The organism is Kitasatospora sp. NPDC048298 (assembly GCF_043201465.1).
GTDB lineage: Bacteria > Actinomycetota > Actinomycetes > Streptomycetales > Streptomycetaceae > Kitasatospora.
Map to the genome: position 1 here is coordinate 74,023 of NZ_JBICYZ010000017.1, position 11,746 is coordinate 85,768.

The following is an 11,746-nucleotide window of genomic DNA, read 5'->3' on the forward strand; positions in this document are numbered from 1 at the left end:
GTAGCGAACGTTAACTTCTCCTTGAAGCGCTGCCATGTCCAGAGATTCTGTCCATATATGTAGACGGGATTCCGATGCTCAGCAGAATCGCACGCCTCCGGACGGCCGCTCTGGCCGCCGCGCTCGCGCTGACCGCCCTCGCCGGGTGCGGTTCGAGCGGATCGACCGCCTCGAACGACAAGGCCCCGCTGGAGATCTGGGTCCGCAAGCCCCCGGGCTCCAACACCGAGAAGACCCATCAGAGCCTCGCCGCGGCGTTCACCGCCGCGACCGGCGTGCCGACCCACGTCACCGCGCTCTTCGACGACTTCGAGACCAAACTCCAGCAGGCCGCCGCCCAGAAGAAGCTGCCGGACCTCATCGTCAACGACACCGCCCAGCTCGGCACCCTGGTCAAGCAGGGCCTGGTGCGCGAGGTCGACCGGGCCGCGCTGGCCGGCGGCGACCGGCTCGTCCCCGCCGCCTGGGACGCGGCCAAGGGCGCCGACGGCAGGTACTACGGAGTCCCGTTCTCCGCCCAGACCTTCGCGCTCTTCATCCGCCGCGACTGGCGCGAGCGGCTGGGCCTGCCGGTGCCCACCAGCTGGGACCAACTCGACGCCCTCGCCACCGCGTTCACCACCCGGGACCCGGACGGCGACGGCAAACCCGACACCTACGGCTACGTCGTCCCCGGCAGCACCAAGCGCGGCTACCTCGACTGGTACTTCTCCAGCTTCCTCTGGGCCGCCGGCGGCGACTACTTCACCGGCTCGCCCGACCACCCGAAACCCGCCGTCGACAACCCCGGTTCGCTCACCGCCGCCCGCTGGCTGCAGAAGCAGTTCTGCGCCGACAAGAGCGTCGTGCCCGGCGCCGTCACCACCGAGACCACCCAGGCGCACCCGCTGTTCGAGACCGGCAAGGGCGGCATCTACTTCACCGGCCCGTACAACCTGGCCCGCTTCGACAAGAGCCTCGGCCGGGACAAGTACGAGATCGTCGCCCTGCCGCCCGGCCCCGCCCCGGCCGGGAAGCCCGCCGTCCTCGCCGAGGGGGAGAACGTCTACCTGATGGCCGGCTCCCACAACCCCGCCGGGCAGCGGAAGTTCGCCGAGTACCTGATCGGCGTCGACGGCCAGCGGCTCGGCATGGGCGACACCGACGGCAACGTGGTCCGGCTGCCGGTCAACCGGGACGTGGACCTCGCCGCCGTCCGGACCGACGAACGCTGGCAGGTGTTCGACAAGGCCTACCGCGAGGCCGGCCGGTACGTGCCCGTGATGCCGGAGTGGACGCCGTTCCGGCAGGCCTCCGCCGAGGCGCTCAACTCGCTCGCCGCCGACTGCGGCACCGACCCGAAGGCCGCGCTCGGCAAGCTCGCGGGCGCCTTCGCCGCGGAACTCGAGAAGCAGGGAGCCGGCTCCTGATGGCGGCCGCCGAGGTCACCGCCGGCCCGGCCGGCGACGCACCGTCGCCACCCGCGGACGGTGCCCCGGCAGACGGCCCCCGGTCCGGCGTGCGGCCCCGGCCGTGGCGCACCGGGCGGCCGGCCGGGCGGCGGTCCCCGACCGGCGCGCTGACCCCCTGGCTGTTCCTCGCCCCCGCGCTGCTGCTCTTCGGCCTCTTCAAGTTCCTGCCGATGGCCCGTGCCCTGGAGATGAGCTTCCAGCAGGTGCGCCCGTACCTCGGCGACCGCTGGGTGGGCGGCGCCAACTACCAGCAGGTCGTCACCGACGACGCCTTCCTCGCGGCCATCGGGCACACCGTGCTGCTGGCGGTCGGCCAGACCGGCGGCTCGCTCGTCCTCGGCCTGCTGCTCGCCCTGCTGCTGGAGGGCACCGCCCGCCACCTGTGGATCGTGCGCACCGCCGTCTTCCTGCCCGTCGTCACCGCGATGGCGGTGGTCGCCGAGGTCTGGCGAATCCTCTACCACCCCGCCGCCGGCGGCGCCGTCAACACCCTGCTCGGCTGGCTCGGCCTCGGCCCCTCCCAGTTCCTCAACGGCCCGGACAGCGCGCTCTGGTCGGTGATGGGCGTCGGGATCTGGCGGGGCGCACCGTACGACATGATGATCTTCCTGGCCGCGCTGGCCGGTGTCGACCGCACCCTGTACGAGGCCTCCGCCGTCGACGGCGCCGGCACCCCGCGACGGCTCTGGCACGTCACCCTGCCCGCCCTGCGGCCCGCCTTCGCGGTCCTGCTCACACTGGCCGCCATCCGTGGGCTCCGGGTCTTCACCGAGATCTTCCTGCTCACCAACGGCGGGCCCAACGGCTCCACCGAGGTCCTGATGACTCTCGTCTACAAACTCGGCCTGGAACGGAACGAGTTGGGCGTGGCCGCGGCCGGCTCCATGGTGCTGCTGGGCGCCACCGTCGTCCTCACCCTGGCCCTGCGTGCCCGGCGCGGCGGGGGCCGCCCCACCGGAAGGGCGGCGGCCCGATGAGCGGCCCGACGAGGCGCCCGACGAGCGGCGCGACGAAACGCCCGACGAGCGGCGCGACGAGGCGCGGCACCGCCGTCGCCACCGACACCGCGCTCGGGCTCGCCGCCCGCCGCGGCCCGCTCGCCGCGCTCGCCCGCACCGCCCTGTACGCGCTGCTCGTCCTGGTCTTCGCCGGGCCGCTGCTCGCCCTGCTGGCCGGCGCGTTCTCCGAGGTCACCGACCCCACCGCGCTCTCCCTGCTGCCCACCCGTCCGACCCTGGCGAACTTCCGCGCCGCCCTCGACCGCGACGTGCTGCGCTACCTCGCCAACTCCCTGGTCGTGGTCGGCGGCGGCCTGCTGCTCCAGATCGCCGTCAGCGTCTCCGCCGCGTACGCCCTCTCCCGCCGGCGCTTCCCGGGCGCGCAGCTCGTCCTGCTGCTGATCCTCGGCACGATGATGCTCCCCGAGGAGGTCCTCGCCATCCCGCTCTCCCTGGTGCTCTCCGACCTCGACCTGATCGGCACCCTCGCCGGGATGGTCCTCCCGGTCGGCGCCTGGGCCTTCTCGATCCTCGTCACCGCCGAGTTCATGAAGGAGATCCCGGTCGAGCTGGAGGAGGCCGCCCGCCTCGACGGCGCCGGTGACCTGCGGATCTTCTGGTCCGTCATCCTGCCGCTGTGCCGCCCCGCCCTGGGCGTGATCGGCATCTTCGGCTTCACCATGATCTGGGACCAGTACCTGCTGCCCATGCTGGTCGCCACCGACGCCCGGCAGTTCACCCTGCCGCTCGCGCTGCGCACCCTGCGCGCGGACGAGGAGGTCGGCATCGGCGTGCTGCTGGCCTCCGCCCTGCTCGCCCTGCTGCCGAGCGTGCTCGCCTTCCTCGCCATGCAGCGGCAGTTCCTGCGAGGCCTCACCTCGGGTGCCGTCAAGGGCTGAGAACCGATCATCCTCCCGCACCGCCGGACCCCCGACCATCGGATCGTCAGACAGGAAACCCCATGCGCCTGCACGGCCTGCTCTCCTTCCCGCTCACGCCCTTCACCACCGACGACAAGGTCGACCTGGCCGTCTACGCCGACCACCTCGAACGGCAGCTCGCCGCCGGCCCCGCGGCCCTCTTCGTCGCCTGCGGCACCGGGGAGTTCACCGCCCTCGGCCCCGACGAGTACCGGGACGTCGTGGCCACCGCCGTCCGGGTCGCCGACGGCCGGGTCCCCGTCGTGGCCGGCTGCGGCGGCGGGCCGCGCCTGGCCCGCGAGTTCGCCCTCGCCGCGGCCGGCTGCGGCGCCGACGGCCTGCTCCTCCTCCCGCCGTACCTCGTGACCGGCACCCCCGCCGGACTCGTCCGGCACATCCGCTATGTCGCCGAGGCCACCGAGCTGCCGCTGATCGTCTACCAGCGCGCCAACGCCGTCCTCGACCCGGCCGCCGCCGTCGCCCTGCTGGACGTGCCGACCGTCACCGGTCTCAAGGACGGCCTCGGCGACGTGGACGCGATGCTCCGCCTGGTCACCGCCGTCCGAACCAGCGGACACCCCCGGGCCGCCGACTTCGGCTTCCTCAACGGGCTGCCCACCGCCGAACTCTCCGTCCAGGCCTACCGGGCGATCGGCGTCGACTGCTACTCCTCCGCCGTCCTCTGCTTCGCCCCCGACCTCGCCACCGCCTTCCACCGCGCCGTGGAGAGCGGCGACGACCACGTCGTCCATGCCCTGCTCGCCGCGTTCTACCTCCCCTTCGTCGCCCTGCGGGACCGGGTGCCCGGCTACGCCGTCGCCCTGGTCAAGGCCGGTGCCCGGCTCAGCGGCCTGGAGCTCGGTCCGGTCCGGCCCCCGCTGGTCGACGCCACCCCCGAGCACGTCGAACAGCTCGCCGCGATCCTCGCCCGCGGCCGGGCCGCGCTCGCCGCCCTGAACGAAGCCCCGCCGAACGCAACCTCGCCGAACGCAGCCTCGGAGAACGCAGCCTCGCCGAACGGGGAGGCCTGATGCGCGTCCGCGAGGCCGTCGTCACCCCCGTCGCCTTCCCCGACCCCCCGCTGCTCAACTCGGCGGGCCTCCACCAGCCCTGGGCCCTGCGCGCCATCGTCGAACTGCGCTGCGGCGACGGCCTGACCGGCCTCGGCGAGACCTACGGCGACGCCCCGCACCTCGACCTGCTGCGCCGCGCCGCCCCCGCCCTCACCGGCCTCGACCCCTTCGACACCAACGGCCTGCTGCGCCGCGTCCGCACCGCCCTCGGCGCCGCCGAGGCACCCGACCGGCACGGCCTCACCGGCGCTCCCGGCCCCGAGCGGACCACCCTGAAGGTGCTCAGCCCCTTCGAGGTCGCTTGCCTCGACCTCCAGGGGCAGCTCACCGGCCGCCCGGTCGCCGACCTGCTGGGCGGCCGGGTCCGCGACGAAGTCCCGTACGCCGCCTACCTGTTCTACCGCTGGGCCGGCCACCCCGGCCACCCCGCTCCCGGTACCCAGCCACCCGCACCGCTGCCCGACCGGGACGCCGACCCGTACCCGGAAGCCCTCGACCCGGCCGGAGTCGTGGCGCAGGCCCGGCAACTGGTCGACCGGTACGGCTTCCGCTCCCTCAAGCTCAAGGGCGGCGTCTTCCCGCCCGAGGAGGAGATCGAGGCCGTCCGCGCCCTGCGCGCCGCCTTCCCCGACCACCCGCTGCGACTGGACCCCAACGCCGCCTGGAGCGTCGAGACCTCCGTCGAGGTCGCCGAGCGGACCGACGGCCTGCTCGAATACCTGGAGGACCCGACGCCCGGCATCGCCGGCATGGCCGAGGTGGCCAGGCGCGCCCCCATGCCGCTCGCCACCAACATGTGCGTCGTCGCCCCGGACGACCTCCCGCCCGGCTTCGGCGCCCGCGCCGTCGGCGTCGTCCTCGCCGACCACCACTACTGGGGCGGGCTGCGCCGCTCCGCCGAGCTCGCCGCCATCTGCCGCACCTGGGGCGTCGGCGTCTCCATGCACTCCAACAGCCACCTCGGCATCAGCCTGGCCGCGATGACCCAGCTCGGCGCCGCCCTGCCCGAACTCACTTACGCCGCCGACACCCACACCCCCTGGCAGGGCGGCGTGGACGTGGTCGCCGACCCGCTGCCGATCACCGACGGGGCCGTCCGCGTCCCCGACCGCCCCGGCCTCGGCGTCCGGCTCGACCCGGACGCGCTCGCCCGGCTGCACGAGAACTACCGGCGCTGCGGCATCCGCGAACGCGACGACACCGCCTACCGCGCCCGCTTCGAACCCGGCTACCGAAAGAGGCGCCCCCGATGGTGAGTCCGACGCCGAACCCGGCGGTGAGTCCGACGTTGAACCCGACGGTGAGCCCGAGGCCGCACGTCTCCGTGCACGCCTACCCCTGGGACGTCCTCGGCGACCCCGGCTTCGCCGCCCGGGCCCGGGCCTGCGGCGCCGACTCCGTCACCCTGGCGATCGGCTACCACGCGACCAGGGCCGCCACCCCGCACCACCCGCACCGGCGCTACGTCGACGCCCACCGCACCGCCCTCTACCGGCCGGTGCGCGCACCGGCCTGGGCCGGCCGCCGACTCGTGCCCCTGGGGCCGGACTGGCTGCGCGAACCCGACCCGGCCGGTACCGCCGTGGCCGCCCTCGCCGAGGCCGGACTGCCCGTCACCGCCTGGATCGTGCTCGCCCACAACAGCCGCCTCGGCCGGCGCCACCCCGACCTCACCGTCGTCAACTGCTTCGGCGAGCCCTACCCGTACGCCCTGTGCCCCGCCCGGCCCGAGGTCCGCGAGCACTGCGCGACCCTCACCGCGGAGGCCCTGCACGGTCTGCCCGCCGGCGCGGTGCACGGCGTGTCGCTGGAGTCCGCGGGGCAGCTCGGCGCGGTGCACGCCGACTGCCACGAGAAGACCGACGGCGCGTACGGACCCGAGACGCTGCGCGCCCTGTCCGTCTGCTGCTGCGGGGCCTGCCGCGAGGGCTGGCGGGCCGCGGGGCTGGACGCCGCGGAGGTCGTCCGGCAGCTGCGCCGGGCGGCGGCCGACGGCGCCCCGCTGCCCGCCGGGACGGGCGAGGCCGTGCTCGCCGTACGGCACGCGGCCGCCGACGCCCTGCGGCGCGGGGCGGTGGCCGCCGCCCGCGCCGCCCTGCCCGCGGTGCCCGTCACGCTGCACGCCCACCCCGACCCCTGGGCCACCGGGCCCTCGCCAGGGCTCACGGCCGTCGCCGCCGCCGAGGTCGACGCCGTCCTGGTGCCCTGCTGGCCCACCGGCGCGGAAAGCGCCGAGCTGCTGCGGCGCGCCGCGCTGCGCCACCCGGTGGTCGACGCCTACGTCACCCTGCTGCCGCCCGCCGACCCGGCGCGGCTGCCCGGACACGTCCGCCGCCTGCGGGCGGCCGGGGCGAGTCGGCTCAGCCTCTACCACCTGGGCCTGGCCCCGGCCGACCGGCTGCCGCTGGCGGCCGTCCTCGCCGCGGAGTTCCGCGCGGCTCCGGCGGCTCCGGCGGCCCCGGCGGACCCGCAACGGCCGGCGCCCGAACCGGCGCCCGAACCGGCGCCCGCGCCCCGATCGCCGTCCGCCTCCGAGATCGGAGCACGATGACCGGCACCGTCCTGCTCACCGGCGCCGCGGGCGGTGTCGGCACCTTCCTGCGCGAGCGCCTGCCCGCCTACGGCCACCGGCTGGTCCCCGCCGACCTGTTGCCGGTGCCCGGCGCCCCGGACGCGCTGCGCTTCGACCTGCGTGACGCGCAGGCGGTCCGGGCCGCCGTGCGCGGCGTGGACGCCGTCGTGCACCTGGGCGGGATCTCCGTCGAGGACGGCTTCGAGGCGATCCTCGACGCCAACATCCGGGGGACGTACCACCTCTACGAAGCCGTCCGGCAGGAGGGGGTGCCCCGGGTGGTGCTGGCCAGCAGCAACCACGCCGTCGGCTTCCACCCGCTCACCGGCACGGCCCCGATCGGCTCCGACATCCCGGCCCGCCCGGACACCTACTACGGCCTCTCCAAGGCGTTCGGCGAGAACCTGGCCGCCCTGTACGCCGACAAGTACGGCGTGGAGACGGTCTCCCTGCGGATCGGCTCCTGCTTCGCCCGCCCCCGCTCGGTGCGGATGCTGGCCACCTGGCTCAGCCCCGACGACTGCGCGCGACTGGTCCACGCGGCCCTCACCGCACCGGACGTCGGCCACACCGTGGTCAACGGCATCAGCGCCAACACCCGTGCCTGGTGGGACCTCTCCTCCGCCCGCGCCCTCGGCTACCGCCCCCGGGACGACGCCGAGGCGTACGCACCGGCCGTCCTGGCCGAGCACGGCGAGCTCGATCCCGGCCACGTCGACGCCCGTCTGATCGGCGGGCACTTCACCCGCACGGAGCCGCCCGCACCGCGGGCCTGACGCGCGCTCCCCGGGCGCGGCCCGCCCCGGGGAGCGTTCCCGGGCGGGTCAGGAAGCCGTCCACTTCTGGTTGTTCTGCTTGTTGCAGGTCCAGAGGTCGACGCCGGTGCCGTTGACGGTCTTGTTGCCGATCACGTCGAGGCACAGGCCGGAGGGAACTCCGGTGATCGTGCTGTCGGCGTTGAGGTTCCACCGCTGGTTGGCGTGCCCGTTGCAGGTGTACAGGTCGGCCTTGGTACCGGGCGTGGTGGCGGCGCCGAAGGCGTCCAGGCAGCGGCTGCCGCTGGTGAGTTCCCCGGTGGCCGGGTGGTACGTCCACTGCTGGTCGGCGGAGCCCACGCAGTCCCAGATGACTTCGAGGGTGCCGGACGGCGCGCTCGCCCCGGCGTCGCCGAGGCAGCGGCCGGAGGCGGCGCTGACGTACGCGCGGGCGGTGGTGCCCGCGGTGACGGTGAGGGTGTAGACGGCCGTGTGGCTCGCGCCCGCTCCGGTGGCGGTGACCGTGACGGGGTAGGCGCCCGTGGGGGTGGCGGGGCCGGTGGTGAGGGTGAGGGTGGACCCGGCCCCGGCGGTGACGTCGGCCGGGCTGAACGCGGCGGTGGCACCGGCCGGGAGCCCGGTGGCGGTCAGGGTGAGGCCCTGGGCGGAGCCGGAGGTGACGGCGGTGGAGAGTGCGGCCGTGGTGCCGGCCCCGGCGGTGACGGTGCCCGAGCCGGGGGAGAGGGCCAGCGAGAAGTCGTCGGCGGGCACGCCGCCGCCGGTGCGCTCGGCGAGCTGCTGGTCGTAGAGGCTCTCGGGGAGGACGTGGGCACCGGCGTCCTGCAGTTCGCCATCGCTGCCGGCGGTGACCGTGCCGGTGCAGCCGATGGCCCAGTTGTGCGCGGTGGGCGGGCTCTTGACCAGGTAGCTGCGGGTGGTGCAGTTCCAGGCGGTGCTGTTGGCGTCCGCCCAGCCGTGGCCGGTGCCCTGGCTGCCGTAGTTGGTCATGTTCAGTGACCCGTCGATGGCCAGGTCGTCGTAGAGGGTGCCGCCGCCCCAGCGCTGGTGGCCGCCGGAGTCGTAGGTGACCTCGGTGAGGGTGGCGGTGCAGCGGGAGAACACGTTGGGGCCGGACTGGCGGGCTTCGGTCTCGAAGGCGTGCAGCTTGGTGCCGGTCAGGGCGCAGTCCCGGACGAGGTTCTGCTGGCCCTGGAGGGTGTAGCCGTTGGAGCGGGCCGAGGTGGCGGTGTTGACGACCATGTCGAGCGCGCCGGTGTGCAGGACGGAGATCCGGCGGCTGGCGGCGCCGAGGCCGGTGACGCCGTTCTGCCCGAAGTGGTGGGTGAAGACGTTGCTCACCCAGCCGTCCTCGACGGCGTTGACCTGTGAGAAGGCGGAGTTGTAGAAGGTGGTGGCGTAGTTCGGGTCGGCGGTCATGGCCTGGCCGTCGGCGCCGAGGTTCTCGATGCCGACGTGGTCGATCCGCGGGTAGGCGTACTTGTAGACCAGCGCCTGGGTGTACCGCTTCTCCAGGGCGGTGGTGAGCGGGACGTCGATCGTGATCCGGTTGCCGGAGATCGCGGTGATCCTGCGTTCCGCGCGCAGGCTCCAGTTGGGGCTCCACAGGCCGGTCATGCCGAGCGCGTCGATCCACGCCTGGGTGGTCGGCCGCTCCACCACGACCTGGTCGCCGACCGCCAGCCCGGAGGTGCTGCCGAGGGTGAGCGCGGTGCCGCCGACCGGGACGTAGGCGTCGGTGACCGGCTGCTGGGCGCCCTGGACGGTGTACGAGGCGCTGCCGCCGACGGTGACGAGTGTCCGGGCGGTGGCGCCGGTGGCGACGAGCGTGGTGGCGGAGGCGTCGGCGGAGGCCCCGCGCAGGACGACGCCACTGCTGGTGATGGCGAGGGTTCCCGCCAAGTGGTACTGGCCGGCGGCCAGTTGGACGGCTCCGCGGAAGCCCTGGGCGTCGTGTCGTGCCGATCATGCCGACCGTCCTCCGGTGGTGAGCGACTCATGGTTAGGAAAGCTTCCTTACCAGGAGCCGGAGAGTAGAGCCGCCGGATCGTTGCGTCAATGAGTCCCGCAAGAGGCCCGCGCTCCCTTGACGGAGTAAGTTACGGTCCTTAACTTGATCCCCGCGTTCCCGCTCCCCATGGTTCGTCCCCCACCTCATGGAGCCACCCGTGTCCTCAGGCTTGACCCGAAGAATCGGCCTGTTCCAGGCCACCGCGATCAACATGAGCCAGATGTGCGGCATCGGGCCCTTCGTGACGATCCCGCTGATGGTCGCCGCCTTCGGCGGTCCGCAGGCCGTCATAGGCTGGGTGGCCGGCGCGCTGCTCGCCCTGGTCGACGGCCTGGTCTGGGCCGAGCTCGGCGCCTCGCTGCCCGGCTCCGGCGGCACCTACGTCTACCTGCGGGAGGCCTTCCAGTACCGCACCGGGCGGCTGATGCCGTTCCTGTTCGTCTGGACGGCGATGCTCTTCATCCCGCTGATCATGTCCACCGGGGTGCAGGGCCTGGTGCAGTACCTCGCCTACCTGTGGCCGGACATGACGACCCTTCAGGGCGACGTCGTCGGTGTCGCGGTGCTCGCCCTGGTCGTGCTGCTGCTGTGGCGCCGGGTCGAGGACATCAGCAGGATCACGGTCGTCATGTGGGGCGTGATGATCGTCTCGGTCGGCGCGGTGATCCTCGCCTCCTTCACCGACTTCCACCCCTCGCTGGCCTTCACCTGGCCCGCCCACGCCGTCGAACTCACCCACGGGCAGTTCTGGATCGGCTTCGCCGCCGGACTGACCATCGGCATCTACGACTACCTCGGCTACAACACGGCCTCCTACCTGGGCGCCGAGATCAGGAACCCCGGCCGGGTCATGCCGCGCGCCATCGTCTTCTCGATCCTCGCCATCATGGCCATCTACCTGCTGATGCAGATCGGTGTCCTCGGCGTGATCGACTGGCATTCGATGCTGGACCCGGACGACGTCGCCTCCACGTCGGTCGCCTCCGCCGTCCTGGAGCGGACCTGGGGCAAGGGCGCCGCCGACACCGTGACGGTGCTGATCCTGGTCACCGCCTTCGCCTCCGTCTTCGCGGGCCTGCTCGGCGGCTCCCGGGTGCCCTATGACGCGGCCCGCGACGGGATGTTCTTCCGCTCCTTCGCCAGGCTGCACCCCCGGCACGGCTTCCCGGTCCTCGGCCTGGTCGCCATGGGCACCGTCACCGCCGCCGGCTTCCTGTTCGCGCGGCACGTCGGCAGCTCCGCCGCGCACCCGCCGCTCAGCGTCCTGATCGCCCTGCTGACCAGCGTCATGGTGATCGTCCAGGCGCTCGCCCAGATCGCCGCCGTCACGGTGCTCCGCAAGCGGCAGCCGGACCTCGCCCGCCCGTACAAGATGGTGCTCTACCCGCTGCCGAGCATCCTGGCCGCCGTCGGCTGGCTGGTCATCTACGGCTATGCGGACAAGGCCAACGACGGTGTCCACCCCATCGAGTGGTCGCTGGCCTGGGTCGGCCTCGGCGGCCTCGCCTACCTGGTCTGGTCGAAGGTCGAGGGCGCCTGGCCGTTCGGCCCCAGGGAGATCCGCGAGGAGTACCTGGAGGCCCGGCGCGTCGAGGCGCGCTAGCCGTGTCCAGGGGCCCGGCGAACAGGGGCCCGGCGAACAGGGGTTCCGGTGTCCAGGGGCCCGGTGTCCCGGGCCCCTGGAGCGGTGCGGCCGGTCAGCCGGCCTCGGCCATCGCGCGGACCAGGCTCGCGGGCCGCATGTCCGTCCAGTTGGCCTCGACGTGGTCCAGGCACGCCTGGCGGGTGTCGGGGCCGTGGGCGACGGTCCAGCCGGCCGGTACCTCGGCGAAGGCGGGCCACAGGGAGTGCTGGTTCTCGTCGTTGACCAGCACCAGGTAGGTGCCGTCCGCGTCCTCGAAGGGGTTCGCCATGGGGTGTCTTCCTTTTCTCTGGGTGTTCCGGTGTA

At 73.7% G+C, this 11,746-nt stretch carries 10 protein-coding genes; 8 read left to right on the forward strand and 2 right to left on the reverse strand.

Annotated elements, in window-relative coordinates:
- Positions 1-74: 74 nt before the first annotated feature.
- The 7 genes from ACGF0D_RS16030 to ACGF0D_RS16060 all read left to right on the forward strand — a co-directional run bounded on the left by ACGF0D_RS16030 (position 75) and on the right by ACGF0D_RS16060 (position 7,790).
- Positions 75-1,409, forward strand: a complete 1,335-nt coding sequence (locus tag ACGF0D_RS16030) for an extracellular solute-binding protein (RefSeq protein WP_392916520.1) — start codon at positions 75-77, stop codon at positions 1,407-1,409.
- Positions 1,409-2,428 (forward strand): carbohydrate ABC transporter permease, encoded by a 1,020-nt coding sequence (locus ACGF0D_RS16035; RefSeq protein ID WP_392916523.1) that lies wholly within the window; start codon positions 1,409-1,411, stop codon positions 2,426-2,428. Before ACGF0D_RS16030 ends, ACGF0D_RS16035 begins: the two co-directional genes overlap by 1 nt.
- Complete coding sequence (locus tag ACGF0D_RS16040; RefSeq protein WP_392916525.1) at positions 2,425-3,348, forward strand: carbohydrate ABC transporter permease; 924 nt, start codon at positions 2,425-2,427, stop codon at positions 3,346-3,348. The genes ACGF0D_RS16035 and ACGF0D_RS16040 overlap by 4 nt, the downstream gene beginning before the upstream one ends.
- 62 nt (positions 3,349-3,410) lie before the next feature.
- Positions 3,411-4,400 (forward strand): 5-dehydro-4-deoxyglucarate dehydratase, encoded by a 990-nt coding sequence (locus tag ACGF0D_RS16045; protein ID WP_392916528.1) that lies wholly within the window; start codon positions 3,411-3,413, stop codon positions 4,398-4,400.
- Complete coding sequence (locus ACGF0D_RS16050; RefSeq protein WP_392916531.1) at positions 4,400-5,698, forward strand: glucarate dehydratase family protein; 1,299 nt, start codon at positions 4,400-4,402, stop codon at positions 5,696-5,698. Before ACGF0D_RS16045 ends, ACGF0D_RS16050 begins: the two co-directional genes overlap by 1 nt.
- Positions 5,692-6,993: a hypothetical protein gene (locus ACGF0D_RS16055; RefSeq protein ID WP_392916534.1), complete on the forward strand. Its 1,302-nt coding sequence runs from the start codon at positions 5,692-5,694 to the stop codon at positions 6,991-6,993. Before ACGF0D_RS16050 ends, ACGF0D_RS16055 begins: the two co-directional genes overlap by 7 nt.
- Positions 6,990-7,790, forward strand: coding sequence for an NAD-dependent epimerase/dehydratase family protein (locus ACGF0D_RS16060; protein ID WP_392916536.1), 801 nt, complete (start codon positions 6,990-6,992; stop codon positions 7,788-7,790). The genes ACGF0D_RS16055 and ACGF0D_RS16060 overlap by 4 nt, the downstream gene beginning before the upstream one ends.
- Before the next feature lie 48 nt (positions 7,791-7,838).
- Here ACGF0D_RS16060 and ACGF0D_RS16065 read toward each other — a convergent pair whose 3' ends face one another.
- Positions 7,839-9,689, reverse strand: coding sequence for a ricin-type beta-trefoil lectin domain protein (locus tag ACGF0D_RS16065; protein ID WP_392916539.1), 1,851 nt, complete (start codon positions 9,687-9,689; stop codon positions 7,839-7,841).
- Positions 9,690-9,943: 254 nt separating this feature from the next.
- Between ACGF0D_RS16065 and ACGF0D_RS16070 the strand changes: the two genes are divergently transcribed.
- The gene (locus tag ACGF0D_RS16070; protein ID WP_392916542.1) at positions 9,944-11,401 is read left to right on the forward strand and encodes an APC family permease; all 1,458 of its coding nucleotides are present in this window, start codon (positions 9,944-9,946) and stop codon (positions 11,399-11,401) included.
- A gap of 94 nt (positions 11,402-11,495) precedes the next feature.
- Here the strand turns inward: ACGF0D_RS16070 and ACGF0D_RS16075 are convergent, their stop codons facing one another.
- Positions 11,496-11,711 (reverse strand): MbtH family protein, encoded by a 216-nt coding sequence (locus ACGF0D_RS16075; RefSeq protein ID WP_392870786.1) that lies wholly within the window; start codon positions 11,709-11,711, stop codon positions 11,496-11,498.
- Positions 11,712-11,746 lie beyond the last annotated feature (35 nt).